17 protein-coding genes are annotated in these 21537 nt (G+C 64.1%); 11 read left to right on the top strand and 6 right to left on the bottom strand.

Annotated features, from left to right (window positions below; all coding sequences use genetic code 11):
* Positions 1–3: 3 nt before the first annotated feature.
* Together BLU35_RS17905 and BLU35_RS17900 are read right to left on the bottom strand one after the other, a co-directional pair.
* Positions 4–1155, bottom strand: coding sequence for a CobW family GTP-binding protein (locus BLU35_RS17905; protein WP_093233935.1), 1152 nt, complete (start codon positions 1153–1155; stop codon positions 4–6).
* A gap of 12 nt (positions 1156–1167) precedes the next feature.
* A complete protein-coding gene (locus BLU35_RS17900) occupies positions 1168–2238 on the bottom strand; it encodes a D-alanyl-D-alanine carboxypeptidase family protein (protein ID WP_502688160.1) in 1071 nt (356 codons plus the stop codon).
* A gap of 192 nt (positions 2239–2430) precedes the next feature.
* Between BLU35_RS17900 and BLU35_RS17895 the strand changes: the two genes are divergently transcribed.
* Both BLU35_RS17895 and BLU35_RS17890 read left to right on the top strand, forming a co-directional pair.
* Complete coding sequence (locus BLU35_RS17895) at positions 2431–3594, top strand: M20 aminoacylase family protein (protein ID WP_093233933.1); 1164 nt, start codon at positions 2431–2433, stop codon at positions 3592–3594.
* Between the two features lie 19 nt (positions 3595–3613).
* Complete coding sequence (locus BLU35_RS17890) at positions 3614–4078, top strand: Lrp/AsnC ligand binding domain-containing protein (protein WP_057254736.1); 465 nt, start codon at positions 3614–3616, stop codon at positions 4076–4078.
* 134 nt (positions 4079–4212) lie between these two features.
* Here the strand turns inward: BLU35_RS17890 and BLU35_RS17885 are convergent, their stop codons facing one another.
* Positions 4213–5259: an NAD(P)-dependent alcohol dehydrogenase gene (locus BLU35_RS17885; protein ID WP_093233932.1), complete on the bottom strand. Its 1047-nt coding sequence runs from the start codon at positions 5257–5259 to the stop codon at positions 4213–4215.
* Positions 5260–5477: 218 nt separating this feature from the next.
* Here BLU35_RS17885 and BLU35_RS17880 point away from each other — a divergent pair, with 218 nt between their 5' ends.
* Entirely contained in the window at positions 5478–6416 is a 939-nt protein-coding gene (locus BLU35_RS17880) for an AraC family transcriptional regulator (RefSeq protein WP_057254734.1), read from the top strand.
* 10 nt (positions 6417–6426) lie between these two features.
* Here the strand turns inward: BLU35_RS17880 and BLU35_RS17875 are convergent, their stop codons facing one another.
* A complete protein-coding gene (locus tag BLU35_RS17875; RefSeq protein ID WP_057254733.1) occupies positions 6427–6909 on the bottom strand; it encodes an Lrp/AsnC family transcriptional regulator in 483 nt (160 codons plus the stop codon).
* 78 nt (positions 6910–6987) lie between these two features.
* Between BLU35_RS17875 and BLU35_RS17870 the strand changes: the two genes are divergently transcribed.
* Complete coding sequence (locus BLU35_RS17870; RefSeq protein ID WP_093233931.1) at positions 6988–10044, top strand: aminotransferase class III-fold pyridoxal phosphate-dependent enzyme; 3057 nt, start codon at positions 6988–6990, stop codon at positions 10042–10044.
* A gap of 107 nt (positions 10045–10151) precedes the next feature.
* On the top strand, positions 10152–11162 hold the full coding sequence (locus BLU35_RS17865) for an amino acid ABC transporter substrate-binding protein (protein WP_057254731.1): 1011 nt from the start codon (positions 10152–10154) through the stop codon (positions 11160–11162).
* Between the two features lie 118 nt (positions 11163–11280).
* Here BLU35_RS17865 and BLU35_RS17860 read toward each other — a convergent pair whose 3' ends face one another.
* Together BLU35_RS17860 and hutC are read right to left on the bottom strand one after the other, a co-directional pair.
* On the bottom strand, positions 11281–14205 hold the full coding sequence (locus BLU35_RS17860; RefSeq protein ID WP_093233930.1) for an aminotransferase: 2925 nt from the start codon (positions 14203–14205) through the stop codon (positions 11281–11283).
* A gap of 115 nt (positions 14206–14320) precedes the next feature.
* Positions 14321–15064: a histidine utilization transcriptional repressor HutC gene (gene hutC / locus BLU35_RS17855; RefSeq protein WP_058321064.1), complete on the bottom strand. Its 744-nt coding sequence runs from the start codon at positions 15062–15064 to the stop codon at positions 14321–14323.
* Positions 15065–15202: 138 nt separating this feature from the next.
* Here hutC and hutF point away from each other — a divergent pair, with 138 nt between their 5' ends.
* From hutF to BLU35_RS17825, 6 genes are all read left to right on the top strand, one after another.
* Entirely contained in the window at positions 15203–16579 is a 1377-nt protein-coding gene (gene hutF, locus BLU35_RS17850; RefSeq protein ID WP_057254728.1) for a formimidoylglutamate deiminase, read from the top strand.
* A 35-nt stretch (positions 16580–16614) separates the two neighbouring features.
* Positions 16615–17649: an ABC transporter substrate-binding protein gene (locus BLU35_RS17845; RefSeq protein WP_093233929.1), complete on the top strand. Its 1035-nt coding sequence runs from the start codon at positions 16615–16617 to the stop codon at positions 17647–17649.
* 141 nt (positions 17650–17790) lie between these two features.
* On the top strand, positions 17791–18648 hold the full coding sequence (locus BLU35_RS17840; protein WP_093233928.1) for an ABC transporter permease: 858 nt from the start codon (positions 17791–17793) through the stop codon (positions 18646–18648).
* Positions 18641–19468, top strand: coding sequence for a quaternary amine ABC transporter ATP-binding protein (locus BLU35_RS17835; protein WP_093233927.1), 828 nt, complete (start codon positions 18641–18643; stop codon positions 19466–19468). Before BLU35_RS17840 ends, BLU35_RS17835 begins: the two co-directional genes overlap by 8 nt.
* A complete protein-coding gene (locus tag BLU35_RS17830; RefSeq protein WP_093233926.1) occupies positions 19461–20942 on the top strand; it encodes an HAL/PAL/TAL family ammonia-lyase in 1482 nt (493 codons plus the stop codon). The genes BLU35_RS17835 and BLU35_RS17830 overlap by 8 nt, the downstream gene beginning before the upstream one ends.
* Positions 20939–21520, top strand: coding sequence for a HutD/Ves family protein (locus BLU35_RS17825; RefSeq protein ID WP_093233925.1), 582 nt, complete (start codon positions 20939–20941; stop codon positions 21518–21520). The genes BLU35_RS17830 and BLU35_RS17825 overlap by 4 nt, the downstream gene beginning before the upstream one ends.
* Positions 21521–21537 lie beyond the last annotated feature (17 nt).

Below are 21537 nucleotides of genomic sequence, written 5' to 3'. Positions count from 1 at the left end.
TGATTAAAACCGCATGCCGGGAACGGAGAGCGGGTTGTCGGAAAGCGCCTGCGCGTCCGGCCGGTCGATGCGCGGCTGGCCGGTGAAGGCGTCGAACAGGTCGCGGACAAAGTCTTCCGTCAATCCCTTGGTGATCAGCACCATGCGGGTGCGCCGGTCGTTCGGGTCCGGCCATGCCGTCAGACGCTCCGGCGTATGGAAGACATTCTGCACGCCATGCAACACCAGCGGCCGGTCCGGTCTGTCGGCCACCGCTACGATTGCCTTCATCCTGAGCAGCTTCTCGCCATGAGCCGAACGCAGGAGGTCGATGAACATATCGAGTGCCATCGGCTCGATCGGCCGGTCGTGCACAATGCTGAACGAGCGGATGTCGCCGCCATGCCGGTTCACATCATGATGATGATCGTGGTCATGGTGGTGATCATGATCGTGATGGTGGTCACCATGATCGTGGTGATGATGGTTGTGCTCGTGATGGGCTTCATCCTGCAGCCAGCGGCCGACATCGGCGATCTTCGAGGATGGATCATAAAGGCCGCAGGCGAAAAGCGCTGAGCGTCCCGCCTCGTCGCTGTCGCCATCGATGAGCGGCGCACGCGGATTGAGCGCCCGGATACGAACCGTCAGCGCGTCGCGCGTGGAAGCATCGGCTAGACCGGTCTTGCTGACGACGATGCGGTCGGCGACCGCGATCTGCTTCAGGGCTTCCTCGTGGTTGGCGATCGTCTGCAGGCCGTTGACGGCATCGACGACGGTGACGACGCCGTCCAGCCGGAAGTTCTGCGCGATGATGGGATTGCCGATCACCGATTGCAGCACCGGCGCGGGGTCGGCAAGGCCGGTCGTTTCGATGACGATGCGCTTCAGCGGCCTGATCTTGCCGGTCTGCATCCGGTCCATGAGATCGGCGAGCGTGTCGACCAGTTCGCCACGCACCGTGCAGCAAAGGCAGCCGTCGGAAAGCTCGATAACCCCGTCGCTGGAGGCCTCCACCAGCAAGTGGTCGATCGAGACGTCGCCGAATTCGTTGATGATGACGGCCGTGTCCGAGAGATCGGGATCCTTCAGCAACCGGTTGAGCAACGTTGTCTTGCCCGCACCGAGAAAGCCGGTGAGGATGGAGACCGGCACCGCCGGCAAGGGACTAGCCATCATGAACTCCGATCAGAAGGTCGGCCGCGGCACGGGGATCGGCACATTGGCGGCGTCGCCCTGGCCAGCTTGGTCGGCGACGACTTTCGGCGCCTTCTCACCGCTGCCGGCGATAAGACCGGCGAAGGCGAGATTCAGCGGCCGGTTGATTTCGTGGATATAGGGCGAGAGCAGCTTCTGGCGGCCGCCCTCGTCGCGGCCTTCGCTGCGGACCTTGGCCGCTGCCTTCGAGCAGATCTGCTTGCTGACATCGGCCACCATGTCGCGCGTCTCGCCATAGGGCGGGATCTGCACGAGGGAAGGTTTGCCATTGCCGCTCGTCGTCAGCGCCATCTGCATGAGCCGCGCAGATTCGTCGGCACGCGCGCCGAGGCTATCCTCGCCGAGTACGACAGAGACGACGCTACGCCCGTCACGGGTGGCAGACGAAACCTGGTTGAAGCCGGAGGCGCAGATGAAGCCGGTCTTCATGCCATCGGCGCCTTCGAAGCGTCCGATCAGCATGTTGTAGTTCGGATAGTTCTTCTTGCCGGTGGTAAAGCCTTCCAGCGAGAAATAGGAGGCATATTGCGGGAACTCGCGCTTGAGCGTAATCGCCAGCACCGCAAGGTCGCGCGCCGTCGTATACTGGCCCGGACCCGGCAGACCGTTGGGATTGATGAAGTTGGACGTGGTCATGCCGATGCGGCGCGCCTCGGCGTTCATCCGCTCGATGAAGGCGGGCTCCGAACCGCCGACCGTCTCGGCGATCGCGACTGCGACGTCGTTCGCGGACTTGACCAGCATCATCTTCAGAGCGCTGTCGAGCGTCATCGCCTGCCCGGGCTTGTAGAACATCTTGCTCGGCGGCTCGGACGCCGCATTCTTGGTCATGATGACCGGGCTCTCGAGCGTGAGCTGCCCCGACTTGATGGCGCGGAAGGCCGTATAGGCCGTCATCAGCTTGGTCAGCGACGCCGGATACCATTTCTGGAAGATGTCCTGGTGTTCGTAGACCTTCAGCGAATTGACGTCGACGACCAGCCGCGGATTGGCTGCAGCCGGCAATGCCGCAAGAAGCGTCGCGCACGTCACTGCCGTCACTCCCAGCGCCTTCATCCTGCCACGCATGAAAAAACCTGCTGTCACCACGATAGAACCTCGAAATTCCGCTGTTGCCTCGTCTCGTCCGGCTATTTAGCCTATATGGCGAGGAGATGGCAAAGCCCATTCACGGGCACCCCTGCCAATCCACCGCAGATACACAGTGATCGAACAGACCGACAGGACGAACCGATGCCGATACTCAACCGTGCCGCCGAGCTCCAGAACGAAGTCGCCGAATGGCGGCGCCACCTGCACAGGAACCCGGAGCTCCTGTTTGCGGTCGAAAATACGGCATCCTTCGTCGAAAAGAAACTCAAGGAGTTCGGCGTTGACGAAGTCGTGACGGGCCTCGGCCGCACCGGCGTCGTCGGCCTGATCCGCGGCAATCTCGGCTCGGGCCGCACCATCGGCCTGCGCGCCGACATGGACGCGCTGCCGATTACCGAGACGAGCGGCAAGCCCTGGGCTTCGGAAACGTCTGGCAAGATGCATGCCTGCGGCCACGACGGCCATACCGCCATGCTTCTCGGAGCGGCCAAATATCTCGCCGAAACCCGCAACTTCGCCGGCAGTGTCGCCGTCATCTTCCAGCCCGCCGAAGAAGGCGGCGGCGGCGGTAACGAGATGGTCAAGGACGGCATGATGGAGCGTTTCGCCATTGAGGAAGTCTATGGCATGCACAACATGCCGGGCATGCCCATTGGTCACTTCGGCAGCCGTGTCGGCCCCATTATGGCTTCAACCGACGAGTTCACCATCACCATTAAGGGCCGCGGCGGCCATGCGGCCCAGCCGCACAAGACGATCGACCCGATCGTCGTCGGCACCCAGATTGTCACCGCTCTGCAGACGATCGCCTCGCGCACGGTCGATCCGCTCGCCTCGGTCGTCGTCTCCGTCACCAAGTTCAATGCCGGCTTCGCCCACAATGTCATCCCGGAAGACGCCGTGCTCGGCGGCACGGTGCGCACTCTCGTGCCCGAGGTGCGCGATATCGGCGAGAGCCGCATCCGCACGATCGCCGAAGGAGTGGCGGCCCTATATGGCGCGACCGTCACCGTTCACTACAACCGCAACTATCCGGTGACCGTGAACCATGCGGAAGAGACCGGCTACGCTTTGAAGGCCGCGGCCGAGATCGCCGGGACAAGCAACGTCAAGCCGTCGCTCGACCCGATGATGGGCGGAGAGGATTTCTCCTACATGCTGCTCGCACGTCCCGGCGCCTTCGTGTTCATGGGCAACGGCGACACCGCCGGGCTGCATCACCCGGCTTACGATTTCAATGACGAGGCGATCCCGCACGGCATCTCCTACTGGGTGAAGCTCGCGGAAACGCGACTTGCCGCCTGAGGCATCGGCGGGAGGCACCATGCATCAGATCGACAAGATTGACCGTAGAATTCTCAACATACTCCAGGCGGATGGGCGCATCACCAATCTGGAGCTTGCCGATCGCATCGGCCTGTCGCCGACGGCGACCAGCGAGCGCCTGCGCCGGCTGTTGAAGGAGGGCTACGTCTCGGGTTTCGGCGCACGGCTTGACCCGCACAAGCTCGGCTTCGGCCTGCTGGTCTTCATCGAGGTCATGCTCGACAAGACGACGCCCGACGTCTTCGACCAGTTCGCCGCCGCCGTCAAACAGGCCCCGGCCGTGCTCGAATGTCACATGGTGGCGGGGGGCTTCGACTATCTCGTCAAGACGCGCTTCGAGGATATGGCCGCCTACCGCAACTTTCTCGGCCAGGTTCTCTGGACGCTGCCGGGCGTCAAGGAGACCCGCACCTATGCGGTGATGGAGGAGATCAAGAACGACGGGCCGTTGCCGCTCGTTTGAGCGGTCGCGGCGACCCGCGGGCGTTAATTGCGCGGGCCCTCGCTACCTTTCGGGAGACACCCCACTCCCCATACCCGCCTTTGCAATGCCGAATGGCGCAGCATGCCCGACGAGACATGCCGCGCCTTAACTCGTCACGCCGCGAGGGACGCCATGTCGATGACGAAGCGATAGCGTACGTCGCTCTTGACGACGCGCTCATAGGCTTCGTTGATCTGCTGGATCCGGATCGTTTCGATTTCCGAGACGATGCCGTGCGCGCCGCAGAAGTCGAGCATTTCCTGGGTTTCCTTGATCGAGCCGATCATCGAACCGGAAATGCTGCGGCGCGCCGGCACCAGCGAGAAGGCGTGGACCGGCACGGCGTTTTCCGGAATGCCGACGAGGACGAAATCACCGTCGACCTTCAGGAGATTGACGTAGGCGTTCCAGTCGATCTCGGCAGCGACGGTGCAGATGATCAGGTCGAACGTGCCCTGCAGTGCCTTGAAGGTCTCGGGATCGTTGGTGGCATAGTAGTGGTCGGCGCCGAGCTTCAGGCCGTCTTCCTTCTTGGAAAGCGTCTGGCTGAGAACGGTCACCTCCGCGCCCATGGCGTGCGCCAGCTTGACGCCCATGTGGCCGAGGCCGCCCATGCCGACGATTGCGACCTTCTTGCCGGGACCGGCCTTCCAGTGGCGCAGCGGCGAATAAAGCGTGATGCCGGCGCAAAGCAACGGTGCTGCGGCATCGAGCGGCAGGTTCTCCGGGATGGACAACACATAGCCTTCCTTGACAACGATGCTGTCGGAATAGCCGCCCTGGGTCGGGGTCTTGCCGTCGGCCTCGACGCCGTTATAGGTCACGATCAGACCCGGCATGTAATGTTCCAGGTCGAGGTCGCGCGTGGCGCAGGTGGTGCAGGAATCGACGAAGCAGCCGACGCCGGCGCGGTCACCAACTTTGAACTTGGTGACCTTGGAGCCGACCGCCGTCACGATGCCGACAATCTCGTGGCCGGGGACCATCGGGAAGGCCGAATTGCCCCATTCATTGCGGGCCTGGTGGATGTCGGAGTGGCAGACGCCGCAATATTTGATCTCGATCACCACGTCGTCGTCGCGCGGTTCGCGGCGCTCGAAGGTGAAGGGCGTAAGCGGCTTCGACGCATCGGTCGCCGCATATCCTCTTGCAATGGCCATCAGTCTGTCCTCATTTTGGGAAAGGGTGCAGGTCCGGAGGGAACCCGGCCTGACGCACCTCGAACTATGGGGGCGCAGACACGGTGAGCGTTAGAGCGATCCTGCAAAATTCTTGCACGATCCTACAAGATTGACAGTGAGATCCTGGAGATGGCACGTCGATGCCCTATCTGAGCGTTGCCTCACACAATGCTAAGCCGCTGGAAAGACCGCAGATTATGACAGCCACAAGACAGACTGCCCGCCACCAGATGATCGATGTCATTGCCCGGTTTGCCGAGCGGGACGGCGACCACCTGACCGGGATTTCCGGCCTGACCCTGCATCGCCATGGCGGCGACGCTCCGGTCAATTGCTCGGCCTATAGGCCAAGCCTGGCAATCATCGTGCAAGGGGCCAAACGTGTGGTTCTCGGCGACGAGACACTGATCTACGGCGCGTCGGACTATCTGCTGACGTCGATCGACCTGCCCGTTCTCTCCCAGGTCTGCAAGGCCTCCGCAGAGGAGCCTTATCTCAGTATGGCCTTCACGCTCGATCCCGGCAAGATCCAGGCGCTGCTTGCGTCCTTGTCGCAATTGCCGCAGCCTGCCGCTTCGGCGCGCGGCATGAGCGTCAGCAAGATCACTGTCGATCTCGAAGACGCGGCCCTGCGCCTGCTGCGCCTGCTCGAACGGCCGGACGATATCCCCGCCCTCTTGCCGCTGATCGAACAGGAGATCCTCTACCGGCTTTTGACCGGCCCGCACGGCCACCGCCTGCGGCAGATGGCCACGACCGACAGCCAGCCGCATCAGGTCGGCCGCGCCGTCGCCTGGCTGAAGGAGCACTATTCGCGGCCGCTGCGGATCGACGATCTCGCCAACCGTGTCTCCATGAGCGTCTCGTCGCTGCACCATCATTTCAAGGCGATCACCGCGATGAGCCCGCTGCAATACCAGAAGCAGCTCCGGCTGCAGGAGGCGCGACGGCTGATGCTGGAGGAGCAGCTCGACGCCGGCGACGCCGGCCATCAGGTGGGCTACGAAAGCCAGTCGCAGTTCAGCCGCGAGTATGCCCGCCACTTCGGCGAGCCACCGATGCGCGACATCGGCCGGGTGCGCCGCTCGCTGCTCGAACGGCTGGCTCCGCAGGCGGAGATGTTGAGCGAGGGCTGAGGAGCACGCCTCAACTCCGCTCGATATCCCTTCGCAGCACGATCGACGTCGTCAAATCCTCGACATTGTCCATCGTCGCCACCTCGTTGCGCAACTCGTTGAGCGCATTGATCGAGCCGACCTCGACCTCGACGACGAGATCGAGCTGGCCGCTGACGGATGACACCTTGCGCACCGAGGAAAAGCCGGCGAGCCGGTCGAGCACGCCGATCGACGGCGTGCGCTTCAAAGTCACCAGCAGGAAAGCCTGGATCGTGCCCTCCTCCAATTGCCCGATATCGGCGCGATAGCCGCGAATGACACCGGCCTTTTCAAGCCGGCTGACCCGCTCGGTGGTCGCACTTCTGGAGAGGCCGATGCGGCCCGCCAGCGACTTCATCGGGATGCGCGCCTCTTGCGACAGGATGCTGAGGATCGTGCGGTCGATCGCGTCTATGTCCTGCATCTCTGCTCCTCCGCGGTCCGCCGACAAGATGACGGTTATTATAAACATAGTGCCGGTGCAACCGGCATATTGCCGGATGCATCACGGCACGGCTCATGTAACTCTCGCCGACAGATGAGGGTCCCCATGAACGATATGCTGACGACGACGCCTGACTTTTCGACCGATGCGGCAGCGGCGCTGCTGAAGGAGCACTATGGCCTCGAAGGCTTGCTCTCGCTGCTTGCCAGCGAACGCGACCAGAACTTCAAGGTCGAGACAAAGGGTGGCGACACCTACATCCTCAAGATCATCAACGGTGCCGAACCCGCAGTCGAAAGCGATTTCCAGACGGCGCTACTCGGCCACGTCGGAGCCCATGCCGTCGATCTGCCGGTGCCGCATATCCGCCCGACGCTTAAAGGCGCGAGCCTCGGTTCGACCACGAGTGCGCGCGGCGTCACCCACAGCCTGCGCCTCGTCAGCTGGGTCGAGGGCCTGCCGCTTGCCGAGACGGGGCGCAGCGACGCAGCACTTCAGTCGCTCGGGCAGATGCTCGGCCGCTTCGACGCATCGCTTAAAGGCTTCATGCATCCGGGGGCGCTGCGCGATCTCGACTGGGACATCCGTCACGCCGGCCGCTCGGCCGACCGGCTGCACCACGTCGCCTCCGCTGAAGACCGCGCTTTGCTCGAGCGGTTCCTCACCCGCTTCGAAAAATCCGTCGCGCCGCGGCTCGCGACCCTTCGCGCCGCCGTCATTCACAACGACGCCAACGACTGGAACGTGCTGGTCGCCAAGGCCGACCACGACCAGATCTCCGGCCTGATCGATTTCGGTGATGCACTGCACGCGCCCGTCATTGCCGAAGTGGCGATCGCCGCCGCCTATGCCGGGCTCGATCATCCCGATCCGATCGGCGCCGCCGCTGCAATCGTCCGCGGCTTCCATCAGGAATATCCGCTGGCGGAAGAAGAGGTCGACCTTCTGTTCGATCTCATCGCCATGCGCCTCGTCACTTCAGTCACCATCTCGGCCTCGCGCCGGGCTCACACCGACGACAACCCCTATCTCGCGATCAGCGAGCGGCCGGCCTGGACGCTGCTGCGCAAGCTCGACCGGATGAACCCGCGTTTCGCCACCGCCATCCTGCGCAAGGCCTGCGGCTTCGAAGCAAGCCCCGGCGCCAGCCGCGTCACCACCTGGATCAACGCCAATCGCAAGACGTTGAAGCCCTTGCTCGCGCGCCCGGCTGCGACCTACCCGGCGGCGCTCGTGCCCTATGGCGACCCCTTACATCCGATGACCGTGAAATCGGCCGGTGAACAGCCGGACGAAGCCCAGGCGATCTGGGAAGTCTATTGCCGCGAGCATGGCGTTGAACTCGGCATCGGTCCCTTCGGCGAGGAGCGCACCGTCTATGCCGGCGAGATGTTCGGTTCGCGCTTCATCGACCACACCCGCCGCACCCGCCATCTCGGCCTCGACCTGTTCATGGCCGCCGGCACCAAACTCTATACCCCCCTTGCCGCCACCGTCGTCAGCGTCGAGATCGAAGAAGATCCGCTGGGCTATGGCTGCCTGATCGCGCTTCGCCACGAGCCCGACGGCTGCCCGCCCTTCGTCACACTCTGGGGTCACCTGGCACATGAAGCGGTGGGACGGATCAGGGCCGGCGACCAGCTTGAGGCCGGGGCGCTCGTCGGCGAAATGGGGGCTCCAAAGGAAAACGGCGGCTGGGCGCCGCATCTGCATCTGCAGCTTTCGACCGACACCAGCCTGACCGCGACCGAGATCCTCGGCGTCGGCGAGCCGCAGTTTCTCGACGTCTGGGCCGAACTGTTTCCGGATGCCCGCAACTTTGCCGGCATCGCGGAAGAGTTCTACGAGAAGAAGGGCCGCTCGCACGAAGAGATCGTCAGGCGGCGCAAGGAACTGCTGCTGCCGAACCTCTCGATCTCCTACGACAAGCCGATCAAGTTCGTGCGCGGCGAAGGCGTCTGGCTGATCGACGACAGCGGCCGCGCCTATCTCGACTGCTTCAACAATGTCTGCCACATCGGCCACGCCCATCCGGCGGTGGTCGAGGCGATGGCGAAGCAGGCGGCGATCCTCAACACCAATACGCGCTACCTGCACGACAACATCGTCGCCTATGCCGAGCGGCTCACCGCGACGCTGCCGAAAGAGTTGACGGTTGCCGGCTTCGTAAACAGCGGCTCGGAGGCGAACAGCCTGGCCCTGCGGCTGATGCGCGCCCATACCGGCCGCGAGAACGCGATCACGCTCGACTGGTCCTATCACGGCACGACACAGGAACTGATCGACATCAGCCCCTACAAGTTCCGCCGCAAGGGCGGCAAGGGTCCGAAGCCGCATGTCCATGTGGCGACCATTCCCGACAGCTACCATGCACCCGCCGACTGGCCGGTCGAGGAACACGGCAAACGTTTTGCCGAAAGCGTCGCCGAACTCATCGCGACGATGAAGGCCAAGGGCGAAGGCCCGGGCTTCTTCATTGCGGAATCGATCCCGAGTGTCGCCGGCCAGGTGTTCCTGCCTGAAGGTTATCTGAAGGAAGTCTATCGGCTCGTGCGCGAGGCGGGCGGCGTCTGCATTGCCGACGAGGTGCAGGTCGGTTTCGGCCGCGTCGGCAGCCATTGGTGGGCCTTCGAGATGCAAGGGGTCGTGCCCGATATCGTCACCATGGGCAAGCCGATCGGCGACGGTCATCCGCTGGCGGCGGTCGTGACGACCCGCGAAGTCACCGACAGCTTCAACAACGGCATGGAGTATTTCAACACCTTCGGCGGCAACCCGGTCTCCTGCGCCGTCGGTCTCGCGGTGCTCGACGTGATCGAGGGTCGGGATCTGCGCGGCAACGCCCTTTCGATCGGCAACTATCTGATCGACGCCTTCCGCGCCATGCAGGCCCGCTACGAGGTGATCGGCGACGTGCGCGGCATGGGCCTGTTCCTCGGTATTGAGCTTGTGACCGATCGCAAGACCAAGGCACCGGCGACCGAGTTTGCCCGGGCCGTTTCCAACGGTGCGCGCCGCCGGGGCGTGCTGATGGGCACCGAAGGTCCGCATGACAACATCCTGAAAATGCGCCCGCCGATGATCTTCTCGAAACGCGATGCCGATCATTTGATCGCCGTGCTCGAAGAGACTTTCGCAGACGTATCGAAAACGTTCGGCTAAGGCCGGGCGCAATACCGCCGAAACCAGAACCAATCGGCCGGGATGCGACGCGCATCCCGGCGGCGAAGACGCATGCCCTAAAACATGAAAAAGAGGAGAACAGGACAATGAAACTTGAAGTTCTAGCACTGGCGAGCGCGGCGTTTCTCGCCGGCACCGCCGCCAACGCCGGCATGCTCGATGTTATCAAGGAGCGCGGCGAACTTCGCTGCGGCGTCAGCCAGGGCGTGCTCGGCTTTTCCGCCCCCAACGACAAGGGTGAATGGACCGGCTTCGACATCGATTTCTGCCGCGCAGTCGCAGCCGTTGCCCTCGGCAATCCCGACAAGGTGAAATACGTACCGCTCTCGACCAAGGAGCGCTTCACCGCCCTGCAGTCGGGCGAGGCCGATCTCCTCTCGCGCCAAACCACCTGGACCCTGTCGCGTGACACCGATCTCGGCATGAGCTTCGTCGGCGTCAACTACTATGACGGCCAGGCCTTCATGGTGCGCAACGATCTCGGCGTGAAGAGCGTCAAGGAACTCTCGGGCGCCTCCGTCTGCACCGAGACCGGCACCACGACCGAGCAGAACATGGCCGACTATTTCGGCGCCAACAACATCCAGTACCAGGTGGTCGCCTTCGAAAAGGCCGACCAGACGATCCAGGCGTTCAACACCGCACGCTGCGACGTCTATTCGACCGATGCCTCGGCGCTCTACGCCCAGCGCCTGACGCTCAACGATCCGGATCGTTTCGTCGTGCTGCCAGAAGTGATCTCCAAGGAGCCGCTCGGCCCGGCCGTCCGCCAGGGCGACGATCAGTGGTTCAAGATCGTGCGCTGGACACTGTTTGCGCTAACCGAGGCCGAAGAACTCGGCATCACCAAGGACAATGCCGCCAAGCTTCTCGAAAGCGGCACGACCGGCCAGAAGCGTTTCCTCGGCATCGAAAACGAAGCCGGCAAGTCGCTCGGCCTTGATCCGAAGTGGGCCTATCAGGCGGTCTCCGCCGTCGGCAACTATGGCGAGGTCTTCGAGCGCCACCTCGGCAAGGACAGCCCGCTGAAGATCGAGCGCGGCCTCAACAAACTCTGGAGCCAGGGCGGCCTGATGTACGCCCCACCGGCACGCTGATCCCCCCAGCAATTCCGGCAAAGGTCTCCGTTCGGAATTGCTCGACCAAGGAAAAGCGCCAACGAAAACGCCGCGGCCCTCCCCGCGGCGTTTTCGTTTTGAGAAGGTGCCAGCCAGCCTACCAGCCTTCCTCCAGCACCCGCGCCAGCATGTCAGCGAAAAAGTCGGCGCTCTCCCGGCTCAGGCAGAGCGGCGGCTTGATCTTCAGCACGTTCAGGTGATCGCCCGTCGGCTGCATGATGACGCCGAGATCGAGCAGGCGGTCGCAGATCGCCACCGTCTCCTCCGTCGCCGGCAACAGGCTCTCCCGGTCGCGCACGAATTCGACGCCGAGATAGAGCCCCATGCCGTGCACCGCGCCGATCAGCGGAAAGCGTTCACCCAGCGCTTCGAGCCGCGCCTTCAGATAACCGCCGACGACACGCGCATTCTCCGGCAATCGTTCTTCCGTCAGGATATCGAACACGGTCTGGCCGACGACCGAGCTGACGGGACTGCCGCCGGCGGATGAGAAGAAATACCCTTCCTTCTCCAGCGCGTCGGCAATCTCGCGCCGCGTGATGACGGCGCCGAGCGGGTGGCCGTTGCCCATACCCTTGGCGACGGTGATGATGTCAGGCACGACACCCTGCTCTTCGAAGCCCCAGAAATAGTCGCCGAGACGGCCGTAACCGACCTGCACCTCGTCGGCGATGCAGACACCGCCGCGCGACCGCACCATGGCATAGACTGCGTCGAGATAGCCCTTCGGCAGGGGAATGCCGCCGGCATTGCCGTAGACTGGTTCGCAAATGAATCCGGCAAGCTTCTCGTCCGCGGCGTCCAGTTCGGTAAGCTTCTTGACGACGGAGCGGACATAGCTGTCCGCCGTATCGACGCCACGGAACTCGCCGCGATAGGTGTTGGGCGCCGGCACCGGATGCACCCAGCCAGGGCGGGTCTCCAGCGCCTGCGGATTGTCGGCGATCGAGGTGGAGATCGCGTCACTGGCGACGGTCCAGCCATGATAGGCTTCGAGCAGGGTCACGACATTACGCGCACCGGAATAGGCCCAGGCGAGCCTGAGCGCCAGGTCGTTCGCCTCCGAGCCGCTATTGACCAGGAACACCGTGTCGAGCCCGTCAGGCGCAAGCGCCGCCAGCCGCGTCGAGAACTCGGCGACGGAGGCATAGTGGAAGCGCGAATTGGTGTTGAGCAGCGACCATTGCCGCCCGACGGCGGACGCCAGTCGGGGGTGCCCGTGGCCGAGGATGGTCACGTTGTTGACCATGTCGAGATAGCTGCGGCCCTCGACATCGAAGAGATATTCCTTCCAGCCGCGCTCGATCTGCGGCGGGTGCTTGTAGTAGTTCTTCTGCGGCTTGGCGAAGTGCTGCTGTCGTCGGGTTAGCAACGCTTCGCTGTGCAGTTCCGGCGCATCGCATTCGAAGCCGAGGACGCCGGCCGGTGACGGGCACAGATGCTTCCAGGCCTCTGCCTGATGCGGCATGGCAAAGAGCGGCGGAACGAGGCCATGCTCGCGGCAAAGCTGGACGCGGGTCAGGCCATAGGACTGCTGTTCGCCGGAGACGACGCCCAGCACCGCGCCGGCGGCGGCCGTCTCCTCAAGATCGCCGCTGACTTCCACCCCTTCAAGGAAAAGACTCCCCTCGGCTCCCTCCAGAACCAGCAGCCCGTCCTGCCGGATGACGCGCCCCGCAAACGGGGCAACGATCTCGCGGCCCGCTTCCAGGCAGATGTCGACATGCAGCGCCAGCGTCGCGTCGGGCTTCGGCGAACGCAGTTGCGTCTCGGTCATCCGGTACTCGCCGTAGCGCGTGGTCGCGACACCGATCGCGTGCGCCGCGTGCTGCAACAGCGAAATCGGCAGCCCCTGGTGCTGCCAGCGCTCCTCCGGCAACAGCGGGCTCAGGATCGACAGGTCGATCTGGCGCACGTCGGTCGGCCCGAGCCTCTGGATCAGGCTCTCCCCGGTCACCGGCTGCGATGCCGGCGCAAGCCCCGCCGCCGCCAGGATGGCGTGCTCCATCAGCGCCGAAGGGACCGAAGTCGCCACGTCGAAGATCTCCCGCTCATGCGCGGCATTGCCCTCGACGTAAGTGTTGTCAGGTTCGCGCGAAAGCTGGTGCTCTGAGCTTGCGACCAGCACGGCGGCGCGGGCGACGATCAGCGGCCAGAGCGCCTTCAGCTCCACCTCGGTCAGCGGGCACGCGGCGTGAAACGCCTTGACCGCCGGCAGGATGAACCAGGGGTCGCCGTCAGCATGATGCAGCAAAGAGGCGCAGGTCACGGCAAGCTCGGCGACCAGCCACCCCTTGAGGATATCGCCGAAATCGATGACTCCGTCAGGGATCGGCCGGCCGGATGCATCGGGCTGGCTCACCACATTGTCGTCTGTGACATCATGATGGATCGCCTGGATGCGCAGTTCCGCCGTGATGGGCTGCAGACGCCGCATGGCTCCGACCATGATCTCGGCGATCCGCTTCTTGCGCTGCTGGTCCGGCATGTCGGCGAGAAGATGAAGCACGACGGGACCGGCGCGGCGCAGGTCCCATTGCAGTTCCCGTTCAAGCCCGGGATGTTCGAAGTCCTGCAGCGCCGCGGCCAGCCGCCCGGCCAGCGCGCCGAGCGCGGAAACGGCTTCACGCGAGAGATGCTTGCGCCGGGTCAGCGGCTCGCCATCGAGAAAATTCAGCAGGCGAATCCGGTAGTCCTGGTCGCGGACGGCAACGCTCTCGATCGCCTCGCCCTTGAGCGAGGGCACCACTTCCGCAACACGCGCCAAAGTCAGACGCTCGGAAAGATGCCGCAAGGCCGCATTCTGGGCCTCCAGTTCGAGCGCCCCATATTCCGCGCGGCAGATCTTCAGCACATAGCGTCGCTCGCCGGTATCGATGCGATAGTTGCGGTCCTGCTGGCTGCCGAGTTCGCTGATCGTGCCTGAGAGACCGTAGTGCTCCGCCAGCAACGCCTGCGCCTCCTCGGCACTGACATCGGGCCTGGGCAACTCGGTGCGAAGCTTCAGCGCGTCCTCAACCATGGTCTCGTCATCCTCCCACTCGGCGGTCGATCCTCCGAATCGACCGGAATATTGTCGAGATTAGAGCGGGATGAGGAAAAGATGTGCGGTTTTCTGCGGAAGCCCCAATCCCGATCTACTGCGACATGCCCTCAAGGCGATAGCGCGTGCCGGGATAAAGCAGGCGCGCCGTCGTCACATTGGCTGTCTCCGACCAGGTACGGCGTCGGATCATCAGGCAGGGCTCGTTGCGGTCGATGCCGAGCAGCTTGCATTCCCAGGCCTGCGGCGACACCGCCTCGACGATCTGCTCCGTGCGCGTGATTGGCGCGACCGCAGTCAGATAGGCGTTCGGCGTCATCGTCTGGAAATCCTGCTCCATATAACGTGGGCAGATCGCCGGATTGACGAAACGATCTTCGATCTGGATCGGCAGCCCGTTTTCCGAATGCACCATAATCGAATGGAAGACGCGCGCACCGGTCACGAGCCCGAGCGCATAGCCAATGTCCGACGGCGCGACCTCTTCCTGCATCAGCGTCATGCGCGAGGTGTGCGCGTGGCCGCGCTCGCGGATTTCGTCGGCGATATTGCGCACTTCAAGCAGCGCGGTACTGCCCTTGTGAGCCGCAACGAACGACCCTACGCCCTGAACACGGGTGATCGCGCCCTCGCTTGCCAACTCTCGAAGCGCCCGGTTGGCGGTCATGCGGCTGACGCGGAGATCGGCGACGATCTCGTTTTCCGAGGGAATGCGATGGTGAGCCGGCCACTCGCCGCTCTCGATGCGGCTGCGGATGAACTGCTTGACCGCCTCGTAGCGCGGCACCGGTCCGTCTTCGAATGCGGTCATTTCGTTCCTTCTTCCAAGCGCTGTCATCAACTCAAACCCCGCCTTTCCAGGATGCCGAACAAATCATGCGTATTCGACAATGATTCTTTTCGTTCATTTCGCGCTTGCGCGCCACCGTAAAATATCTATAGTTCCATATACAACTACGTACAGGAAAATCGCACCATGGCAACTTTTCCCGTCAACCGGCTCTTCGCCGACCATGCGCTTCTGCCGACAGGCTGGGCGCAGAATGTCGCCATTGCGCTTGACGCATCAGGCGGGATCGTCTCCATCGAGATCGATCAGTCGATCGCCGATGGCGACGAACGCGTCGCTGGTCCGCTGGTTCCCGCCGTCGCCAACCTGCATTCCCACGCCTTCCAGCGCGCCATGGCGGGCCTCGCCGAGGTCGCCGGCAGCGGCGACGACAGCTTCTGGACCTGGCGGGAAGAAATGTACCGTACCGTCGGGCTGGTGAACCCTGATGATGTCGAGGCGATCGCCGCCAAGCTCTACATGGAGATGCTGAAGGGCGGCTTCGGCCACGTCGCCGAGTTCCACTACCTGCACCATCAGGCCGACGGCACGCCCTATGCCGATCCGGCCGAGATGTCGCTGCGTATTCTCGCCGCGGCCCGCACGACCGGCATCGGCCTCACCCATCTGCCGGTCTTTTACGCGCACGCCAATTTCGGCGGCGTCGACCCCAATCCCGGCCAGCGGCCGTTCCTGCATGATCCGGATCGTTTCCTGGCCCTGCTCCAGCGCCTTGAGCCTCTTTGCCGCGAGGCCGGCCATACGCTCGGCTACGCCATTCATTCGCTGCGTGCGGCGACGCCCGAAGAAATGCGCACGATCCTCGATGCAGCGCCCGTAAGAGGGCCGATCCATATCCATGTTGCCGAGCAGACCAAGGAAGTCGACGACAGCCTCGCCTGGAGTGGCCGTCGTCCGGTTCAGTGGCTGCTTGACGAAATGCCCGTCAACGAGCGCTGGTGCGCAATCCACGCCACGCATCTGACCGACGACGAACGGCAGCGTCTGGCGCGCTCCGGTGCGGTCGCCGGTCTCTGCCCCGCGACCGAAGCCAATCTCGGCGACGGCATCTTCCCGGCGGTCGACTTCATGGCCGAAGGCGGCATCTTCGGCGTCGGCACCGATAGCCATGTGGCGACCAGCGTCGCCGAGGAACTGCGCCTGCTCGAATACGGCCAGCGCCTGCGCGACCGCCGCCGCAACCGGCTGGCCTCCGGCCCCGGCGCCTCGATCGGCCGGACCATCTTCGACGCTGCCCACAAGGGCGGCGCCCAGGCGGCCGGCCAGAAGACGTCAGGCATCGCTGTCGGCGCACGCGCCGATTTCGTCGTGCTCGACGGCGACAATCCCTACATCGCCGCCGCCAGCGACAACCAGATCCTCGACCGCTGGCTCTTTGCGCTCGGCGGCGAGAGCGTCCGCGACGTCATGGTCGCGGGCGAGTGGAAGATCCGGAACGGACGCCACGACCGGGAGGACGATATCGACCGCGCCTTCGCGCGGGTGCTGATGAAACTGAAATAGTAACAGAAGCCAAAATCAAAACAGGGAACAGCTTAATGTCGATCAGCAAATTGAAACTCACCCTTGCCGCCACCGGCCTCGTGCTCGCGGCTTCCACCGGCAGCGCCAGCGCCTCCTATTGCGGCGACGGCAAGACCGTCATGTTCGCCGGCATCGACTGGGAAAGCGGCGCCTTCATCACCGAAGTGATGAAGACCATTCTTGCCAAGGGCTACGACTGCCAGGTGGATTCGATCCCCGGCAACTCGGTGACGCTGGAACAGGCGACCGCCAACAACGACGTGCAGATCTTCGCCGAGGAATGGCTCGGCCGTTCGGACGTCTGGAACAAGGCCGTGGAAGAAAAGAAGGTCGTCGCCGTCGGCAAGACCTTCGTCGGCGCCAGCGAGGGCTGGTTCGTGCCGGAATACGTGATCAAGGGCGACGCGTCTCGCAACCTCGAAGCCAAGGCCCCAGACCTGAAGAGCGTCTCGCAGCTTTCCGACCCCAAGATCGTCGAGCTCTTCGCCGATCCGGAAGAGCCGACCAAGGGCCGCTTCCTGAATTGCCCGTCGGGCTGGACCTGCGAGGGCGTGAGCTCCGCCAAGCTTGAAGCCTACAAGCTCGGCGAGACCTATGTGAACTTCCGTCCGGGCACCGGCACTGCGCTCGATTCCGCCATCACGTCCGCCTATCTCCAGGGCGAGCCGATCCTCTTCTACTACTGGTCGCCGACCGCGATCATGGGCAAGTTCAAGCTCGTCCAGCTCGAAGAGCCGGCCTATAGCGAAGCCTGCTGGAAGGAGCTTTCGAGCGCCAACGGCAAGCGCGATGAGGGCTGCGCCTTCCCGTCGGTCGACGTCTCCTACGGCGTCAACAGCACCTTCGCTCAGGAAGCGCCGGAGATCGTCGCGATCCTCGAAAAGGCGACCTTCCCGCTCGAAGCCGTCAACGGCAGTCTCGCCTACATGGCCGACAACAAGGTCGACGCGACGGCAGCCGCCGCCGAATTCCTGAAGACCAAGGCCGACGTCTGGGGCAAGTGGGTTTCGGACGAAGCCCGCGGCAAGATCGAAGCCAGCCTGAAGTAATCGCGACCCATCGCCAGCTCGGGCTTGTCGCTGCATCCAATGCGCGCGTGAGCCTGAGCTGGCGGTTGGCCACAATACCCGAGGCAAGCGCCGTCGGCGGCTCACCGTGTCCGCAGGCAGCCCGAGCAAGGAACGCGTCCGATGTTTCCGGATTCTCTCAATCTCTCCATTCGCGGACCCGTGAATGATTTCATCCAGGCGCTGGTCAGCGGCTATGGCTGGGTCTTCAAGGCGATCAGCGCCGTCATTCTGAAAGCCGTTCTGTTCATTGAATGGATCCTGCGCGGCCTGCCCTGGTGGGTCGTCATCCTCATTTTCATGGCGCTCGCCTGGCAGAGCTCCAAGCGCTGGGGCCTGACGGTCGTCGTCGGCGTCCTTCTGTTCTTCGTCGGTGTGCTCGGCCTCTGGGACCTGACGATGCAGACGCTGGCGCTGATGCTGATGGCGACGATCGTCTCGGTCGTCATCGGCGTGCCCATGGGCATCCTCGTCGCCAAGAGCCGCGTGGTGCGCAACATCACCCTGCCGGTGCTCGACGTCATGCAGACGATGCCGAGCTTCGTCTACCTGATCCCGGCGCTGATGCTCTTCGGCCTCGGCAAGGTGCCGGCGATCCTCGCCACCATCATCTATGCCGTGCCGCCGCTCATTCGCCTTACCGATCTCGGCATCCGCCAGGTTGACCATGAGGTGGTGGAAGCGGCGACCGCCTTTGGCGGCAGCCCCAACCAGATCCTCTTCGGCGTCGAGCTGCCGCTCGCCACCCCGACGATCATGGCCGGCCTCAACCAGACAATCATGATGGCGCTGTCGATGGTGGTCGTCGCCTCGATGATCGGCGCCCGCGGCCTCGGCGAGCAGGTGCTGAACGGCATTCAGACGCTCGACGTCGGCAAGGGCCTGGAAGCCGGCATCGGCATCGTCATTCTCGCGATCGTACTCGACCGCATCACACAAGGCTTCGGCAAGAGCCAGACGGAGGATCCCCGCAATGGCTGATATCGAGATCCGCAACGTCTACAAGATCTTCGGACAGGACTCCAAGGCCGCGCTCGCCATGGCCAAGGAAGGGCTCAACAAGTCCGAAATCCTCGCCCGCTCCGGCTGCAGCGTCGGCCTCAACAATGTCAGCCTGACGATCGGCGCCGGCAAGATCTTCGTGATCATGGGGCTTTCGGGCTCCGGCAAGTCGACGCTGGTGCGCCACATCAACCGGCTGATCGAACCGACCAGCGGCGAGGTGATGTTCGACGGCAGCAATATCCTGACGCTTGACGCCAAGGCGCTGCGCACCTTCCGCATGCACCGCGTCAGCATGGTGTTCCAGAGTTTTGCGCTGATGCCGCACCGCACCGTGCTGCAGAACGTCGTCTACGGTCAGCGCGTGCGCGGCCTGCCGAAGGCTGAGGCCCGCGACATCGGCATGAAGTGGATCGAGACGGTCGGCCTTGCCGGCTACGACGCCAAGTTCCCGCATCAGCTCTCTGGCGGCATGAAACAGCGCGTTGGTCTTGCCCGGGCGCTCGCCGCCGACACCGACGTGATCCTGATGGACGAGGCCTTCTCGGCCCTCGACCCGCTGATCCGCGCCGACATGCAGGACCAGCTGCTGCAACTGCAGCAGAACCTGTCGAAAACCATCGTCTTCATCACCCACGATCTCGACGAGGCGCTGCGCATCGGTTCGGAAATCGCCATCCTCAAGGACGGACAGGTGGTGCAGGTCGGCACGCCGGACGATATCCTGGAGCGGCCGGCCAACGACTATGTTGCCCGGTTCGTGCAACGCCGACAGGGACGGCCGGAAGCCCATGAGTGAGAGCATAATCCTCGACGCGCCTTTGACGTGGCAGGAAATCGCGGCGGTCGCCAATGGCGCACCGCTCGCGCTTTCCGATGCCGCGCGGCGGCGCATCGTCAATGGGCGCCGCATTGTCGATGCGCTGGTCGAGCGCGGTATCCGCGGTTACGGCATCAACACCGGCGTCGGCGCGCTCTGCGATGTCATCATCGACCGCGAAAACCAGCAAGCGCTCTCGCGCAACATCATCCTCAGCCACGCCTGCGGCGTCGGGGACCCGCTTCCCCGCCCGGAAGCGCGCGCGGTCATGGCGGCCCAGATCGCCAACTTCGCCCACGGCTATTCCGGCGTGCGCGTCGAAACTGTCGAGGCGCTTTTGGGTCTGCTCAACGCCAACCTTATCCCCGCCATCCCCTCGCGCGGTTCGGTCGGTTATCTCACCCATGCAGCCGCAATCGGCCTCGCGCTGATCGGCCACGGAAGCGTCGACGACGGCAAGGGCAAGATCGGCGGTGCAGAAGCCCTCGCCCGCGTCGGCCTCAAGCCATTGCGATTGGAAGCCAAGGAGGGCCTGAGCCTCGTCAACGGCACGCCCTGCGCCACCGGTCTCGCGGCGCTGACGCTTTCCCGTGCCGCCCGCCTGTTCGACTGGGCGGATGCGGCTGCCGCCATGACCTATGAAAACCTCGGCAGCCAGGCCAATGCCTTTGCCGCCGTGCCGCTTGCGCTTCGCCGCTCCAAGGGTCTCGAAGAGGTCGGCGCGTCGCTGCGCACCTATCTTGCCGATAGCCCGATGCTTGCGGAAACCGCAGGCACCCGCACGCAGGACCCCTTGAGCCTTCGCGCCGTGCCGCATGTGCATGGCGCTGCCCGCGATGTGCTGAAGCAGGTTGCCGAAGTCGTCGACCGGGAGCTTGCAAGCCTCACCGACAACCCGGCCGTTTCCGGTACCCCTGAGGCGCCGGAAGTGCATTCGCAGGCCCATGCGGTTGGTGCTGCCCTCGGGCTTGCCATGGACAGCCTGTCGGTCGCGGTCGCCGAAGTCGCCGCCATTTCCGAGCGCCGCATCGACCGGCTCGTCAATCCGCTCGTGAGCCGTCTGCCGGCGTTTCTCGCCGGCGACAGCGGCGTCTCCTCCGGCTTCATGATCGCGCAGTATACGGCTGCCGCTCTTGCCGCGGAAAACCGACGCCTCGCCGCCCCCGCCAGCCTCGATGGTGGCATCACCTCGGCGCTGCAGGAAGACATCCTCACCCATGCGACGCCGGCCGCCTGGAAGGCGCTGTCGATTGCCGACAACCTCGAGACGATCCTCGCGATCGAACTGCTGGCCGCATCCCAGGCCTACGACCTTCAGCCGCGCGGCCGCGCCGCCCGCACCGACGGGCTCTACCGCCGTATCCGCGCGGCGATCCCGACCTATGCCGACGACCGGCCACTGAATGGCGATTTCGCGCGCATGCGCGCACTCATGGAAGAGAGCACGCCATGAAGATTCTGCGCGCGGAGAACTACAAGCGCATGCCGTGGAAGAACGGCGGCGGCGAGACGGTGGAGATCGCCGTCTTCCCGGACAACGCCTCGCTCGCCGATTTCGACTGGCGCGTGAGCATGGCGACCGTGGCCAGCGACGGCCCCTTCTCCAGCTTCCCCGGTATCGACCGCACGCTTTCGATCCTGCAGGGCAAGGGCATGCGGCTTATGATCGAAGGGCGCGAGCCCGCTTTGATAACCGGCGAGGCGGCACCACTGCCTTTCCCGGCCGATGTCGCAACATCGGCAACGCTCGTGGACGCTCCGATCGTCGACCTCAACGTCATGACCCGGCGCGGCAAGCTTACGCATACGGTCCAGCGCCTGGCGATCGGCCATCCGCAGACAGTGGACGGCACAACCGACACGACCATCGTCCTTTGCCATAGCGGTGCCGTGCGCTTGGCAGCGGCAGAGGGACAAGCCGACCTCGCAGCAGGCGACACGGCGATCCTCAAGGGTCCTGCCGCCGTCACGATCGAGCCGACGACCTCAGCCGTTGTGTTCGTGATCACTATCGACAAGCCGGCCGCCTGATCGGGCGCCGGCTTGCG

The sequence above is a fragment of the Sinorhizobium sp. NFACC03 genome (assembly GCF_900103435.1).
GTDB lineage: Bacteria > Pseudomonadota > Alphaproteobacteria > Rhizobiales > Rhizobiaceae > Ensifer.
The sequence above is the reverse complement of the archived record's forward strand: the minus strand, read 5'-3'. Positions and strand labels throughout refer to the sequence as shown.

Coding starts and splice junctions, on each gene's coding strand:
- BLU35_RS17905 (WP_093233935.1), bottom strand. CDS start 1,155: ATGGCTAGTCCCTTGCCGGCGGTGCCGGTCTCCATCCTCACCGGCTTT.
- BLU35_RS17895 (WP_093233933.1), top strand. CDS start 2,431: ATGCCGATACTCAACCGTGCCGCCGAGCTCCAGAACGAAGTCGCCGAA.
- BLU35_RS17890 (WP_057254736.1), top strand. CDS start 3,614: ATGCATCAGATCGACAAGATTGACCGTAGAATTCTCAACATACTCCAG.
- BLU35_RS17885 (WP_093233932.1), bottom strand. CDS start 5,259: ATGGCCATTGCAAGAGGATATGCGGCGACCGATGCGTCGAAGCCGCTT.
- BLU35_RS17880 (WP_057254734.1), top strand. CDS start 5,478: ATGACAGCCACAAGACAGACTGCCCGCCACCAGATGATCGATGTCATT.
- BLU35_RS17875 (WP_057254733.1), bottom strand. CDS start 6,909: ATGTTTATAATAACCGTCATCTTGTCGGCGGACCGCGGAGGAGCAGAG.
- BLU35_RS17870 (WP_093233931.1), top strand. CDS start 6,988: ATGAACGATATGCTGACGACGACGCCTGACTTTTCGACCGATGCGGCA.
- BLU35_RS17865 (WP_057254731.1), top strand. CDS start 10,152: ATGAAACTTGAAGTTCTAGCACTGGCGAGCGCGGCGTTTCTCGCCGGC.
- BLU35_RS17860 (WP_093233930.1), bottom strand. CDS start 14,205: ATGGTTGAGGACGCGCTGAAGCTTCGCACCGAGTTGCCCAGGCCCGAT.
- hutC (WP_058321064.1), bottom strand. CDS start 15,064: ATGACAGCGCTTGGAAGAAGGAACGAAATGACCGCATTCGAAGACGGA.
- hutF (WP_057254728.1), top strand. CDS start 15,203: ATGGCAACTTTTCCCGTCAACCGGCTCTTCGCCGACCATGCGCTTCTG.
- BLU35_RS17845 (WP_093233929.1), top strand. CDS start 16,615: ATGTCGATCAGCAAATTGAAACTCACCCTTGCCGCCACCGGCCTCGTG.
- BLU35_RS17840 (WP_093233928.1), top strand. CDS start 17,791: ATGTTTCCGGATTCTCTCAATCTCTCCATTCGCGGACCCGTGAATGAT.
- BLU35_RS17835 (WP_093233927.1), top strand. CDS start 18,641: ATGGCTGATATCGAGATCCGCAACGTCTACAAGATCTTCGGACAGGAC.
- BLU35_RS17830 (WP_093233926.1), top strand. CDS start 19,461: ATGAGTGAGAGCATAATCCTCGACGCGCCTTTGACGTGGCAGGAAATC.
- BLU35_RS17825 (WP_093233925.1), top strand. CDS start 20,939: ATGAAGATTCTGCGCGCGGAGAACTACAAGCGCATGCCGTGGAAGAAC.